This window comes from Brevibacterium sp. p3-SID960, assembly GCF_025144725.1.
In the GTDB taxonomy this organism is placed as follows: Bacteria; Actinomycetota; Actinomycetes; order Actinomycetales; family Brevibacteriaceae; genus Brevibacterium.
In genome coordinates this window covers 16977-29830 of sequence record NZ_JALXKS010000008.1, presented here as the reverse complement: position 1 = coordinate 29830, position 12854 = coordinate 16977, and the positions used below count along the sequence as shown (strand labels likewise).

Here is a 12854-nt window from a genome sequence, read left to right as displayed (position 1 = left end):
CCGCAGCCGAGGCGGTGCTCACCGTAAGCGTGTGCGCTGGCGCGCGCACGCGGTCAGGCGAGCACCGCCTCGGGCGTGGGAAGGAACTTACTGCTGCGGGGTCGAGGGCGACTCGACGGTGATCTCGCCGTCGATGATCTGCTGCTTGAGATCTTCGACTTCCTTCTTCAGGCCGTCATCGACCTGGTCCTCGAAGTCGTGGTACGGGGCCAGTCCGACGCCCTCGTTCTCCAGCGTGCCAACGTAGGGCTTGGCGTCCCAGTTGCCGTCCTTGGCTGCCTCGACGGTGTCATAGACGGCCGTCGAGATCTCCTTCATCACCGAGGTGAGCATGATGTCCTTGTACTCGGCAGCCGACTCGTAGCCGTCGGAGTCGACCCAGATGACCTTGGTGCCATCAGACTTCGATGCGGCCGAGGCGGCGCCGAGGCCGACCGGTCCGGCGACCGGCATGATGATGTCAGCGCCCTGCGAGATGAACTGCTCGGTCAGCGCCTGTCCCTGTCCCTGGTTCTCGAAGTCACCAGAGAACGAGCCCTCCTGCTTCTCCTTGTCCCAGCCGAGGAGCTGGACATCTTCGCCCTTGTCCTCGTTGTACTTGTCGACGCCGTCAGCGAAGCCGTCCATGAAGATCGACACCGACGGGATCTGCATGCCGCCGAAGGTGGCGACCTTGCCCGATTCGCTCATGCCCGCAGCCAGGTAGCCGGCGAGGTAGGAGGCCTCAGCAGTGTTGAACACCAGCGGCTTGGCGTTCTCGAGTTCGACCGGGTTGCCGTCGCCATCGGAGAAGGTGGAGTCGATGAGCGCGAAGTTCATATCAGAGTTGGCCTCAGCGGCCTCCTGCAGTGCGTCTTCGAGGAGGAAGCCGACGCCGAAGGTCAGGTCACAGCCCTGCTGGACCATATTGTCGACATTGGGGCCGAAATCGGAGTCGTCAGCGGACTCGGCAAGGGCCTCTTCGATGCCGAAGTCCTCCTTGGCCTTGTCGAGGCCCTCGCGGCCGGACTGGTTGAAGGACTTGTCGTCCCAGCCGCCGGAATCGGAGACCATGCATGCCTTGAAGTCGCTTGCCTCTCCCCCGCCGTTGGAGGATTCCTCCGGAGCCTCACCACAGGCCGACAGCAGCAGTGCAGACGCTGCCGCGAAGGCGGTGGCCGGAACCATGATCGATTTCTTCACAGGATGTCTCCCAGTCTCGTGTGTTCTGAAAACAGGTGAACCTGGCCGTTTGGTGAGAACGGTCTGCACCTATCATGGGTCATTTTTGCACACTTTCATGCTTTCAGAGCGGGTGTCGGGCAGACGTTGCCCAGCCGTGACCTGCGCCGACGTCCGGCGTCGGCGCTTCGGGTGTGTCAGTCCTGGAACACCGGATGCGCAATCCTGCCATAACGGGCGTTCTGCCCTGTCTGCGGCGTCGCGGTGAGGCTAGTGTGCGACAAGACCAGTTCCACAAGACCAGTTCCACTCACCCCGTCGTGCAGCTTCGGCTGCCTGTTCGAAAGGCCTGCTGATGACCGCTTCACCCCGTACCCGGCGCGCGGCCTCTCCCCCGTCTGGGGAGGCGACGCGCAGACTCTCGGCCATCGAGTCGATCGTGCGGGCCAACCAGCGTCAGCTCATCAGTCTGCGCTTGGCGACCGCCCGGTTCCTGCGCCGCGAGCGGTTGAGCGTGACGGACTTCCACGTCCTCCAGCTCATCTCGATGTCCGCAGCTGAAGCGCGCCCGGCCCGGCCTCAGGAGATCTGCCGCGAGCTCGGCATCTCCGCTTCGACGCTGACGTCGATCACCGAGCGTCTGGCTGCGGCCGGCTTCGTCGACCGGCAGCGGCAGGCATCCGACCGGCGACGCACCGCACTGCGGCCCACTGAGGCGGCCGCCGCCCTGTTGCAGCGGCATCACCGGCTGCTCACCCGCTCCTACGCCGAGGTGCTCGCCGCCCGGTCCGGGGCGGCACTCGCCGCCTGCATCGAGGTTGTCGATGCCCTCGACGCCGGCAACGCCCGCTGCGCGGCCGCACTCAGCGGCAACGGCAATGGGGCATAGATTCCAGTGCTCCGGGCCACGCGTACCATGGGGCCGTGGCACATCTACTCGGCGCGGAAGCGATCGCACTCGAATATCCGACCCGCACAGTCTTCGATTCCGTCACCCTCGGCATCGACGCCGGTGACCGGATCGGCATCGTCGGCCGCAACGGCGACGGAAAGTCCAGCCTCATGGGCATGCTCGCTGGCACCATCACTCCGGATGCCGGGCGGGTGACCCGTCGCGGCGGCACCCGCCTGGGAGTCCTCGACCAGACCGACGATCTCGACGTCTCGGCAACGGTGCAGACCTCCATCGTCGGCGACGCGCCCGAACACGAATGGGCATCAGATCCGCAGATCCGCGATGTGCTCGCCGGGCTGACCGGCGACATCGACTTCCAGGCGAGGGTCGACGCGCTCTCCGGCGGGCAGCGCCGCCGGGTGGCGCTGGCGAAGCTGCTGGTGGGCGACTGGGACATCCTCGCTCTCGACGAACCGACCAACCACCTCGATGTCGAGGGGATCGCGTGGCTGGCCGAGCACCTCAAGCGGCGCTGGCCGGCTGGGTCCGGGGCGCTGCTCGTCATCACCCACGACCGATGGTTCCTCGACGAGGTGTGCACGACGACGTGGGAGGTCCACGATGGGATCGTCGAGCCGTTCGACGGCGGGTACGCCGCCTACGTCCTCCAACGTGTCGAACGCGACCGGCAGGCTGCCGCGGCCGAGGCGAAGCGGCAGAATCTCATGCGCAAGGAGCTCGCCTGGCTGCGCCGCGGGGCACCGGCCCGGACGTCGAAGCCGAAGTTCCGCATCGATGCGGCCAATGCGCTCATCGCCGATGTGCCGCCGGTGCGCAACCCGATCGAACTCACCCACTTAGCGACCGCCCGGCTGGGCAAGGACGTCATCGATGTCGAGGATGCCTCGGTGTCCTTCGGCGAACGCGAGATCCTGCGCGGTGTCACGTGGCGGATCGGCCCCGGTGAGCGGACCGGGATCCTCGGTGCCAACGGGGCCGGCAAGTCGACGCTGCTCGGGCTCATCGCCGGCAGCGTCGAGCCGAGCGCCGGCCGCATCAAGCGCGGGAAGACGGTGAAGCTCGCCGTGCTCGATCAGCAGTTCTCCCAGTTGGCTGAGATCGAAGGCGAGCGGGTGCGCGAGGTGCTCGGCAGGCAGAAGAGCTCGGTCGAAGTTGAGGGCAAGGAGCTCACACCTGCGCAGCTGCTCGAACGCCTCGGGTTCTCGAATGCTCACCTGTCCGCCCGGGTCGGGGATCTCTCCGGTGGGCAGCGCCGGCGCCTGCAGCTGCTGCTCGTGCTGCTCGATGAGCCGAATGTCATGATCCTCGACGAACCGACCAATGACCTCGATGTCGACATGCTCGCCGCGATGGAGGACCTGCTCGACTCGTGGCCGGGCACCCTGCTCGTCGTCTCCCACGACCGGTACCTGCTTGAGCGCGTGACCGACCAGCAGTACGCGATCATCGACCGCCGGCTCCGCCACGTCCCCGGCGGGGTCGATGAATACCTCAAGCTGCAGCGTCAGGCCGGTCCGGCTGGGGCTGCCCGCTCCCGAGGAAGCGGGCATGCAGGTGCCGACGGCGGAGGTGGCGACGGAGGCGGTGGCGACGGGGTCGGGGCGGATGGCGCCGACGGGCCGACCGGCCTCACCGGTGCCGAGCGGCGGGCAGCGGAGAAGGAGCTGGCCTCACTCGAGCGGCGCATGGACAAGCTCAGTCAGCAGATCAGCCGGGTGCATGAGCGCATCGCTGATCACGACCAGACGGATTTCGAGGGGCTGCAGTCCTTTACGAGTGAGCTGCGGGAGCTGGAAACGCAATCGTCCGAACTCGAAGACCGGTGGCTGGAGCTTTCGGAAGAACTGGGCTGACCGAACGCTCAGCTCTTGCTTTCGGGGCACGGTCGATGCAGCAGCCGCCGTGCTGCCGGGTGGCCTCGCCGCAGTCAGGATGCGTGCGCCGGCTGCCCATCTTCATGTGTCGCCGCAGCCTGACGGACGTTCACGGCGCCGATGAAGCCGAGGACGAGGAACACCGTCGCCGTCAGCACCGCCCACCGAGTTGCGTCGGCGAATCCGGTCGCGAGCGCGTCGACGACACCAGAGGCGTGCTCACCGAACTGACTGGCCGATCCTTCGGCCCGCAGCTGGCTGATAGTGCCCCGGCTGGCTGGCGTGCCTCGGCAAGCGCATCACCGGCCTGCCCGCCAGCAGGTGGGTGTGGGTGGCCGAGAGCTGGGTGAACTCCCCTGCGGGGAAGTCGTTGGCTTTGGTGAACTCGCGGTAATACAGGCCGGAGGCGCGCCCGAGGACGAGGTAGGCGGTTGCGGCCCTGAACAGGGCAGTCATGGGTATCCCCTCTCTGGTGCTCCTGGTGCGGGTACGGGAGTGTTCGATTCCATTCCACCAGGATGGCCGACGCTTGGGATCGTGCGGGAGGTCGAATCCGGCAGCAACCGAACGGTTGATTCTCAGCCGCAGGCGTACAGCGGTGCTGCCGGTCACGAGGCGGGCGAGCGCTCAGGCGCAGGTGCTCAGCCGCTCACCAGGCGGGCGCCACCGGCCGGTGCGGTGGTGCGCACCACGTCGCGGACTCCGCGAGTGGCTTCGAGCAGCACGGTGAGGTCGAGGGCATGCGTCGAGTCGGCGACGAGGAACCCGACCGTCGGTCCCGAGCCGGAGACGAGCGCGGCGAGGGCTCCTGCCTGCCGCCCGGATTCCATGACATCGGCGATGCCGGGCAGCAGCTCGATCGCCGCGTCGGTCATGTCGTTGTGCAGCACTCCGGCCAGAGCGTGCGGGTCACCTGCGGTCAGTGCGGTCACGACGTCATCGGGATCACGCAGGGTGTCATCGCTCGCCGTCGAAGTCTCGCAGCGCAGCTCATCGAGGGTGCGGTACACCTCGGGTGTGGACAGGGACGCCACCGAGGTGGCGAGCACCCAGTGGAATGTACCGGACCCGGCGACGGGCACGAGTTCGTCGCCGCGGCCGGTGCCGATCGCGGTGCCGCCGGTGAGCGCAAACGGCACATCGGCGCCGAGTTCGCCGGCGATCCTGGCGAGCAGCTCTGCGTCATCGCAGCCGATGAGCTCGGCGTAGGCGACCAGCGCCGCGGCCGCGTCGGCTGACCCGCCGCCCATCCCGCCGGCGACCGGAACCTGTTTGTCGATCGTGATGGCGACCGGGATGTGCGTCTGGGTCGCCTCGGACAGTGCCGCGACGGCCTGGACGGCGAGGTTGCGGTTGTCAAGCGGGACGGTCGTGTCCGCTCGGGGGCCGGTGAGCGTCACCGCGGTCTCGGTCGCCGGGGTCAGCGTGATCGTCTCGGCCAGGTCGAGTGACTGGAAGACACTGACCAGATCGTGGTAGCCGTCTGTGCGCTGCGGGCCGACGGAGAGGAAGACGTTGATCTTGCCGTAGGCGCGCGCGGTGACCGAACGGGCGCCGAGCTGGGAGACTTCTGCGTTCATGCCCGGTCCTCCTCCCCCGTTCCCGAAGCGGTGGGTGTCGTTCCCGAGGCGGTGGGTACCGTTCCCGAGGCGGTGGGTACCGTTTCCGAGGCGGTGGTTGCCGTTTCCGAGGCAGTGGGCGCCTGTGCGCTGGTCGTCTCCGCCGCCTCGGCGATGGCGATGAAGTCGGTGATCGTCAGCGTCTCTCCACGTGCCCGCGGGTCGACGCCGGCTGCGGTGAGGATCTCCTCGGCGCGGGCGGGGGAGCCGGCCCAACCGGACAGGGCTGAGCGCAGGGTCTTGCGGCGCTGGGCGAAGGCGGCGTCGATGCAGGAGAACACCGCCTGCTTCTCAGCGGTGTAGGGGTGTGCGTGCCGGGTGATGCGCACGAGCCCGGAGTCGATGTTGGGGGCTGGCCAGAAGACGTTCTTGCCGATCGTGCCGGCCCGGGTGACGGTGCCGTACCACTGGGCCTTGACGCTGGGCACCCCGTAGGTGCGCGAGCCGGGGCCGGCGGCGAGCCGGTCGGCGACTTCGGCTTGGACCATGACGAGGGCCGTGTCGATGGTGGGGAAGGTGGCGAGGAAGTGCAGCAGCACCGGCACGGCGACGTTGTACGGCAGGTTCGCCACGAGTGCCTGCGGGCCAGGTGCCGCGCTCCCGGCGGCATCAGGCAGGTCGGTGATGCGCAGTGCGTCAGCGGTGACGAGGGCGAAGGCGGAATCGGTACCGTGGTGGGTTTCGATCGTGGCCGGCAACAGGCCGGCGAGCACCGGGTCGACTTCGACGGCAGTGACGGCGTGGCCGGCTTCGAACAGCGCGAGGGTCAGCGAGCCGAGCCCGGGGCCGATCTCGACGACCCGGCAGTTCTCGTCCAGCTCGGCAGCAGAGACGATCATCCGCACCGTGTTGGGGTCGATGACGAAGTTCTGCCCGCGCTGCTTGGTGGGGCGCAGGCCGATTTCGGCGGCGAGTGCCCGGATGTCGCGGGCACTGAGGAGGTTCGTCACGGTTCTTACCCTAAACGACTCAGTGGCGCTGTCCACCACAACGGAGCCGGCCACCCGATAGGGTGGCATCTATGGATCCGCAGACGCTGGCTGCCGTGCTCGACCCCGAGGTGTACCGCCTGCTCGATGAGCTGGAGTACTCACGTGCCGATGAGCTCGCCCTTGCTGAGCGGCTGCGCCGGCAGGGGTTGAGTCCTGAGGCCGCGACTGCGGTGCTCGCCCAAGCCGAGCTGCGGCAGGAGGCGGAGGCGAAGTTCGGGCCGTTCGCGGCCGATATGCTCTTCACCCGCCCTGGCCTGGAGCAGGCGACCCGTCTGCCGGTTGCGGCCCATCATGCCGCCCGGATGACCGCCGGGGGTGCCCAGGTCATCGCCGATCTCGGCTGCGGGATCGGCGCCGATGCGCTGGCCTTCGCAGGTCTCGGCGCCAGCGTTGAGGCTGTCGATGCCGATGAGGTGACGGCGGCGATCGCGGCGTTCAACCTGCGGCACCTCGACACCGTCACCGTCTCCCACGCCCGCGCTGAGGATTACGATCTCTCCCGTACCGATGCGCTCTGGCTCGACCCTGCACGGCGGGACACCGCCTCGGGCAAGGCCAGCGGCGCCTCTCGCCTGAGCGATCCCGAGGCATTCTCGCCGTCGCTGTCGTGGGCGTTCAAGGCCGCCGCCGAGGTGGCAGGTGCCGGGATCAAACTCGGGCCGGCGTTGGATCATGGCCTGGTTCCTCCCGGCTGGGAGGCGCAGTGGGTTTCGCATGACGGTGATGTGGTCGAGGTGGCGCTGTATCACGGCGCGGTGTGCCAGCGGCCGGGCCGCAGCGCTCTGATCATGCGCAACGGCGGGACGCTGGCCGTCCACGAATCCGAGGTGCCGACAGACGATGAGACCGGCATCGGCGATCTCGGCGCGTACCTCTTCGAACCCGATGGCGCGATCGTGCGCGCCGGTCTCGTGCGCGCGCTCTGCGCGCCTCTGAATGTGCGGCGGATCTCCGCCCCGATCGCCTACCTGACCGGGGACAGGCTGCCTGCTGGAGCGCCCGCCCGGGCGGTGCGGGCCTGGCGGATCGCTGATGTGCTGCCGGCCGGCATCAAGCCGCTGCGCCGGGCGCTCATCGAACGCGGCATCAACCGGGTCGTCATCAAGAAGCGCGGGGCTGATATCGCACCCGACCAGGTGCGCCGCCAGCTCAAGCTGCCCAAGGGCGGTCAGTCCGCCACTCTGTTCTTCACCCGGGTCGGTGAGCAGCATGCGGTGCTGCTGGCCGATCACGTCGAGCTGGGTTCCGCAGCCGAGCCGTGACCTGCCCGCCGCAGCCGAGCCGTGACCTGCCCGCCGCAGCCGAGCCGTGACGTGCCCGCCGAACCGCCGCCGCCTGCGCCCCGTGCTCCGCATCCCCCGTCCCCTGATCACCCGTCCCTGACCAGTTCTGTCATCCAGCGAGAGGAATCCGATGTCCCGCGCCGATCACCTCATCACCGTCGACCAGCTTGCTGCTGAGCGCATGTCCTCCTCGCCGCCGGTGCTGCTCGATGTCCGTTGGAGCCTGCAGCAGCCCGATGGCTCCGGCGCGTTCGCCGCCGGCCACATCCCCGGTGCTCTCTACGTCTCCCTCGATGACGATCTGGCCGGGTCCAGCGACGACGCCCGCGAGGGCCGCCACCCGCTGCCGAGCCCGAGCCGGTTCGAGCAGACCGTCCGTTCGTGGGGGATCGAGGCCGCCACCCCGATCGTCGTCTACGACGCAGGCCCCGGCCTGGGTGCCGCCCGCGCCTGGTGGCTGCTGCGCTGGGCAGGTGTCGGCAATGTGCGCCTGCTCGACGGCGGCTATGCCGCGTGGACGCAGGCCGAACGCGAGGTCGAGGCCGGGTCTGCTGAGAGCGCCGCCGCCGAGGTGCCGGCCTCGGCCTTCGAGATCCGGCCCGGTCAGCTGCCGGTCACCGATGCCGATGGGATCGCCGAGCTGGCGGACACGGGCACGGTCATCGACGCGCGTGCGCCTGAGCGCTATGCCGGTGAGTCCGAGCCGATGGACTCACGTGCCGGGCATATTCCCGGTGCCCTGTCGGCTCCTGCGCCCGGGAACCTCTCTGATGGGATGTTCCTCGAAGCCGACGGACTCAAGCAGCGCTTCGCCGCCCTCGGCATCGATGTCGAGGCCGGCAGCGGCACCGGCGAGGGCGGTCAGGCGCCGGTGGGCGTGTACTGCGGTTCGGGTGTGACGGCGTGTCACAATGCGCTGGCGCTGGCGACGCTGGGCATCGATTCGGTGCTCTACGCACCGAGCTGGTCGGGCTGGTCATCGGATGCCCACCGGCCGGCCGCCACCGGGTTCGAGAAGCCCGTCGACAGCTGAGCACCGCACCGGATCAGATGAGCTGCTGCAGCTTCGCGCGCGGCGCTGCCGCTGCCCTTCGCTCAGCCTGCTGGGACTCGGTTCCGCTCAGTGGGTTCAGCCCTGGTTCAGCCCTGCGGGTTCAGCCTATGGTGCGGTTGCCTCCCATACGACACGCCATTTGGCTGCGAGCGTGTCGATGTTCTCATGCGCGTTGAGGCCGCTGGGCTGCGGGACGACCCACAGCTGGGTGCCTGCCGGCCATCCGTCGATGAGGGTGGTGGCCTGCCGGCCGAGCACGGCTTTCGGCTGCCGGAATGCGGCGCGGAAGGCGGTGATCCCGGCGATCGCTGCCGCCTGCGGGCGCAGCGTCTGGATGCGGGTCACAAGTGCAGCTGCGCCGTCGCGCAGTTCGTCTGGCCTGAGCTCATCGGCGCGCGCGGTGGCTCGGCCGACGATATTCGTGATCCCGATGCCGCGGGTGATGAGGTGGCGTTCATCGGCGAGACCGAGTCCGCGTGACGCATCGATGAGGTGATCGGTCAGGCCCGCCCGGTGCAGGGAGGGCCAGAACCGGTTTCCCGGCCGGGCAAAGGGAGCGTTGACCGCTGCCGTCCACAGGCCGGGATTGATGCCGATGATGAGCAGCCGCAGCGGCGGGTCGCCGAGACCGGGCAGCACGTCTTCGACCGAGTCCGGGTTGTCAGTGGCGAAGGCCGGCAGGTCGTCCTTCGTCGGCTTGCGACCGCCCAACGGTGACCGGCGCCGTGACGATGACGCCGGCTGCGTCGCCTGCGGATCTGGCCGGCTCACTGCGGGCTGGCATCCGGGCGGCGAGTCTGGCACTGGGTGCTGCCGGTCGGCCGGGTGGTGCGGGGCTGCCATGATGCCGTCACTTCCGTTCGCGGATTCGGGGCTCGCCTGCCCAGATCAGGCAGATCCTGAGGATTGGCTCCACTGTAGTCTCCGGCACCCGGTGTCTCAACGGTTCGTGCAGGTCAGCGCCGCTATCAGCTGACCGTGTGGGTGCCGGTGCGCTCAGCTGCAGTCCGGCGGTTCGGCTCCCTCGATCTGCACCGGCAGGGAGCCGGTGGCCTCAAGATCACCTGACAGATAGCTTGCGACAGCTGCCATGCCCGGCTGCCAGTCGTCGTAGATCGCCAGCTGAGTGCCGGAGTCGAAGCCGTCCAGCTCCCACGGTCCGGACAGGGCGACGGCGATGTCGGCTGTCGTCGAGTTCCGTGCCGTTGCCTGTTTGACGGTCTCGGATCCCAACAGCGGACCCGGCACCAGCGCGACCGTGGTCTCAGCGCTGTCGGTGACCTTCAGCCCGGCTTCCTCCGCGGCCTCGGTGAAGGCTTTGACACCCAGGTCGGAGCCGGTGACCGAGACCTCGTCGACGGGATCGGCGAAGCGGCATTCGCCTGTCATGACGGTCAGTGCGGCATCGGCAAGCTGCTGGCGCAGTTCATTCTCGCCCGGCACGGACTCCTCACCGCTCTGGTCAGCAGCGGTCTGGTCAGCACCGGTCTGGCCGGCAACCGCAGTCTGCCACAGCTGGGCGGCCACCACTCGGGTGGCCGACTCCTTGAGGTCCTCGCGTTTCAGGGTGCCGTCTTCAAGCGCGGTGCGCACCGCCTCGGCGGCAGCAGCGCTGTCCGGGGGCAGGAGCGCGAGATCGGCTCCGGCGGCAAGCGCCCTGACAGTCTCCTGGCCGGGGCTGCCGGCCGTGACCGCACCCATATTCAGGGCGTCGGTGACGATGAGGCCCTCGAAGCCGACGTCCTCACGCAGCGCCTGGTAGGCCTTCGGGTTGAGCGAGGCCGGCAGCGTCTCATCATCAGGCAGGGCGATGTGGCCGACCATCATCGAGGTCGCGACACCGGCCTCAGCGGCATCGGCGAAGGGCACGAAGTCGCGGTCGGCGAGCTCGTCGAGGGACTTCTCCGACACCGGGAGCGTCTCGTGGGAGTCCTCGGTCAGCGCCCCGTGGCCGGGGAAGTGCTTGAGTGAGGAGATGATCCCCGCCTCGTCGTAACCGGTGACTGCGGCCTCGACCACGGACGAAACGCGCTGCGGGTCGTCACCGGCAGATCGCACGCTGATGGCGGGGTCGTCCTTGCCGACGGTGACGTCGGCGACGGGGGCGAAGTCGGTGGTGAAGCCGAGTTCGATGAGATCACGGCCCTGCAGAGCAGTGATCTGGCTGGTCAGCGCCGGATCGTCGGCCGCACCGTGGGCCATGAGCGGCGGCAGTTCGACGGCCGCGCTTCCAGCACGGGTGACCGGACCGCCCTCCTGGTCGACGCCGATCATCGTCTGCCAGCCGCGCTCACCGGCAGCTGTGCGGAACTCCTCGGTCATCGTCCCGACCGTCTGCCGGTCGACGTCCTGCGGGAGGTTATAGGGCATGACGATGACGCCGGCGAGCTGGTGATCGCGGATGAGCTTGGCTCCGGCGGCGGCATCGGTGCCGTCATAGGAGCCCATGATGACCGCCCCGGCCAGCGCCGTGTCATCCATCTCGGCGACGATGCCCGTCGCCTCGTCAGTGAAGTCGGCAGGCCGGGCGTCAGGCTGCGCACTCGTCGTCGGCACGTTCGCCGCCGGGGTCTCAGCAGCCACAGGGCTGCTCTGCTCCCGGGATCCTTCAGTTTGCTCACGGCTGCAGCCGGTGAGCGTGAGGGCGCCGGCGAGCAGTCCGGCGAGGACGATCGAAGAGGTGCGAGCCATGAGGCCATCGTAACGGGCTCGGCGCGGCCACCGCCTCGGGGAACGGATAGGCAGGAAATGACACGGGTTCTGTAGGATTTGCGCATGGTGGATTTCGCGCGCTCTCAACGGTCGACCCTCGGCGTCGAATGGGAACTCGGGCTTGTCGATGCGGCCTCGCTCGACCTCGTGCCGCGTGCCGGCGAGGTGCTCGCTGCCGTCGAGGAGCGCGCCGCGCTGCGCGGGCGGATCGTCGGGGAGATGCTGACGAACACCGTCGAGGCGGTCACCGGCGTGCACCGCACCGTCGCTCAGGCCAGTGCGGATCTGGTCGAGACGATCGGGCAGCTGCACGAGATCACCGAGCCGCTGGGCATTCGGATGCTCTCAGCCGGCACCCACCCATTCGCGCGCTGGAAGGACCAGCAGGTCACCGAGGCCGAACGTTACGCCGAGCTCATCAACCGCACCCAATGGTGGGGCCGGCACATGCTCATCTTCGGCCTGCACACGCATGTCGGGATCGACGACCGGGACAAGGTGCTGCCGATCCTGAGCGCACTGCTGGCCTATGTGCCGCATCTGCAGGCGGTGAGTGCGTCTTCACCGTTCTGGTCCGGGCAGGACACGAGCTACGCCTCGAACCGGGCGATGATGTTCCAGCAGCTGCCGACGGCCGGGCTGCCGTACCAGTTCGATGCGTGGGCTGATTACGAGGCGTATACGCACGACATGTTCACCACCGGTGTCATCGATGAGATCAATGAGATCCGCTGGGACATCCGGCCAGCGCCCAGGTGGGGCACGATCGAGGTGCGGGTCTGCGATGCGCTGCCGAGCCTGCGCGAGGTCGCCGCCGTCACCGCGTTCGTCCAGTGCCTCGTCGATGACTTCTCCGCCCGCCTCGATGCCGGTGAGACGCTGCCGACGATGCCGGATTGGTTCCATGTGGAGAACAAGTGGCGGGCGGCGCGCTATGCGATGGAGGCGATCATCATCGAAAACGCCGCCGCCGATGAGCGGCTCGTCACCGATGTCATCGCCGCTGAGGTCGCGCGCCTGCAGCCGGTGGCTGAGCGGCTCGGCTGCGTCGACGAGCTGGCTGACATGCTGCGCTTCGCTGAGACCGGGGCGAGTTATCAGCGTCAGCGCGCGGAGTTCTCCCGCACCGGCGAGCTGACCGCTGTGGCCCGGCAGCTGGCTGAGGAATTCGACACCGGGGTGCTCGGCAGGCTCTGATCGCGGGTTCGGGTCGCCGCTGCCGAGGCGGTCGCCGGCGGGGTTC

The 12854-nt window shown here is 68.5% G+C and carries 11 protein-coding genes; 5 read left to right on the top strand and 6 right to left on the bottom strand.

What is annotated here, in order from left to right:
* Nucleotides 1-87: 87 nt before the first annotated feature.
* Nucleotides 88-1167 (bottom strand): BMP family protein, encoded by a 1080-nt coding sequence (locus M3B11_RS04025; RefSeq protein WP_165884821.1) that lies wholly within the window; start codon nt 1165-1167, stop codon nt 88-90.
* A 349-nt stretch (nt 1168-1516) separates the two neighbouring features.
* On the opposite strand from M3B11_RS04025, the gene M3B11_RS04020 reads away from it, so the two are divergent.
* Both M3B11_RS04020 and M3B11_RS04015 read left to right on the top strand, forming a co-directional pair.
* Nucleotides 1517-2050, top strand: coding sequence for a MarR family transcriptional regulator (locus M3B11_RS04020; RefSeq protein ID WP_259875480.1), 534 nt, complete (start codon nt 1517-1519; stop codon nt 2048-2050).
* A gap of 35 nt (nt 2051-2085) precedes the next feature.
* The gene (locus M3B11_RS04015) at nt 2086-3930 is read left to right on the top strand and encodes an ABC-F family ATP-binding cassette domain-containing protein (protein WP_259875479.1); all 1845 of its coding nucleotides are present in this window, start codon (nt 2086-2088) and stop codon (nt 3928-3930) included.
* 240 nt (nt 3931-4170) lie between these two features.
* On the opposite strand, the gene M3B11_RS13290 is transcribed toward M3B11_RS04015, so the two are convergent.
* The 3 genes from M3B11_RS13290 to rsmA all read right to left on the bottom strand — a co-directional run bounded on the left by M3B11_RS13290 (nt 4171) and on the right by rsmA (nt 6520).
* Entirely contained in the window at nt 4171-4407 is a 237-nt protein-coding gene (locus tag M3B11_RS13290; RefSeq protein ID WP_311197714.1) for a DUF2871 family protein, read from the bottom strand.
* A gap of 185 nt (nt 4408-4592) precedes the next feature.
* A complete protein-coding gene (locus tag M3B11_RS04005) occupies nt 4593-5531 on the bottom strand; it encodes a 4-(cytidine 5'-diphospho)-2-C-methyl-D-erythritol kinase (protein ID WP_259875478.1) in 939 nt (312 codons plus the stop codon).
* The gene (gene rsmA, locus M3B11_RS04000; RefSeq protein WP_259875477.1) at nt 5528-6520 is read right to left on the bottom strand and encodes a 16S rRNA (adenine(1518)-N(6)/adenine(1519)-N(6))-dimethyltransferase RsmA; all 993 of its coding nucleotides are present in this window, start codon (nt 6518-6520) and stop codon (nt 5528-5530) included. Before rsmA ends, M3B11_RS04005 begins: the two co-directional genes overlap by 4 nt.
* 71 nt (nt 6521-6591) lie before the next feature.
* Here rsmA and M3B11_RS03995 point away from each other — a divergent pair, with 71 nt between their 5' ends.
* A complete protein-coding gene (locus M3B11_RS03995) occupies nt 6592-7824 on the top strand; it encodes a class I SAM-dependent methyltransferase (protein ID WP_259875476.1) in 1233 nt (410 codons plus the stop codon).
* Nucleotides 7825-7975: 151 nt separating this feature from the next.
* Nucleotides 7976-8878: a sulfurtransferase gene (locus M3B11_RS03990; protein ID WP_259875475.1), complete on the top strand. Its 903-nt coding sequence runs from the start codon at nt 7976-7978 to the stop codon at nt 8876-8878.
* Between the two features lie 126 nt (nt 8879-9004).
* Here the strand turns inward: M3B11_RS03990 and M3B11_RS03985 are convergent, their stop codons facing one another.
* Nucleotides 9005-9610 carry a mismatch-specific DNA-glycosylase gene (locus M3B11_RS03985; protein ID WP_259875474.1) on the bottom strand — a complete coding sequence of 202 codons (606 nt, stop codon included), beginning with the start codon at nt 9608-9610 and terminating at the stop codon, nt 9005-9007.
* A 285-nt stretch (nt 9611-9895) separates the two neighbouring features.
* On the bottom strand, nt 9896-11590 hold the full coding sequence (locus M3B11_RS03980; protein WP_259875473.1) for a glycoside hydrolase family 3 N-terminal domain-containing protein: 1695 nt from the start codon (nt 11588-11590) through the stop codon (nt 9896-9898).
* Between the two features lie 84 nt (nt 11591-11674).
* Here M3B11_RS03980 and M3B11_RS03975 point away from each other — a divergent pair, with 84 nt between their 5' ends.
* Nucleotides 11675-12808, top strand: coding sequence for a glutamate--cysteine ligase (locus M3B11_RS03975; protein WP_259875472.1), 1134 nt, complete (start codon nt 11675-11677; stop codon nt 12806-12808).
* The last annotated feature ends 46 nt before the right edge of the window (nt 12809-12854 follow it).

Excerpts from the sequence above, each read along its gene's own strand:
- M3B11_RS03990 (WP_259875475.1), top strand. The coding sequence starts at position 7,976 with ATGTCCCGCGCCGATCACCTCATCACCGTCGACCAGCTTGCTGCTGAG.
- M3B11_RS03980 (WP_259875473.1), bottom strand. The coding sequence starts at position 11,590 with ATGGCTCGCACCTCTTCGATCGTCCTCGCCGGACTGCTCGCCGGCGCC.
- M3B11_RS03975 (WP_259875472.1), top strand. The coding sequence starts at position 11,675 with ATGGTGGATTTCGCGCGCTCTCAACGGTCGACCCTCGGCGTCGAATGG.
- M3B11_RS13290 (WP_311197714.1), bottom strand. The coding sequence starts at position 4,407 with ATGACTGCCCTGTTCAGGGCCGCAACCGCCTACCTCGTCCTCGGGCGC.
- M3B11_RS04020 (WP_259875480.1), top strand. The coding sequence starts at position 1,517 with ATGACCGCTTCACCCCGTACCCGGCGCGCGGCCTCTCCCCCGTCTGGG.
- M3B11_RS04025 (WP_165884821.1), bottom strand. The coding sequence starts at position 1,167 with ATGGTTCCGGCCACCGCCTTCGCGGCAGCGTCTGCACTGCTGCTGTCG.
- M3B11_RS04005 (WP_259875478.1), bottom strand. The coding sequence starts at position 5,531 with ATGAACGCAGAAGTCTCCCAGCTCGGCGCCCGTTCGGTCACCGCGCGC.
- M3B11_RS03995 (WP_259875476.1), top strand. The coding sequence starts at position 6,592 with ATGGATCCGCAGACGCTGGCTGCCGTGCTCGACCCCGAGGTGTACCGC.